This window comes from Priestia sp. SIMBA_032 (genome assembly GCF_046535215.1).
GTDB lineage: Bacteria > Bacillota > Bacilli > Bacillales > Bacillaceae_H > Priestia > Priestia aryabhattai.
Window position 1 is genome coordinate 1 of the sequence record NZ_JAWRXD010000287.1, and the last position, 335, is coordinate 335.

Consider the following 335-nt stretch of genomic DNA (forward strand, 5'->3'; position numbering starts at 1 on the left):
CAAATAGTGTTGGGAATGTAAATAGCGATAAGATAGATAGCGCAAGAGCGATAAAACCAGCAGTTGATCCAGCAGCGGACGATTTTACAACATCTTAATCGTCTTTATCATCGTAATCATAATCAATGCGTTGTGGTGCAACCTCAGCGGCATACTCTTCTTTATAGTCACTATAATCACTATCTATTCTATCTCTTCTTTTATAATCATCAAATTTCTCAGTCAAAGTCATGGCTCCTTTCATAACAAGGTTCAATAGTAGTATGTATCTCTTTTTCTTTTTTATCCCGCATTAACGGGCAGTAATATCTATTAAAAGGAGGAAAATGTTTTCT

1 pseudogene is annotated in these 335 nt (G+C 35.2%); it reads right to left on the reverse strand.

What is annotated here, in order from left to right:
• Positions 1–226, reverse strand: a pseudogene (locus SB717_RS34420) (imidazole glycerol phosphate synthase); the annotation flags it as partial.
• Between the last annotated feature and the right edge of the window lie 109 nt (positions 227–335).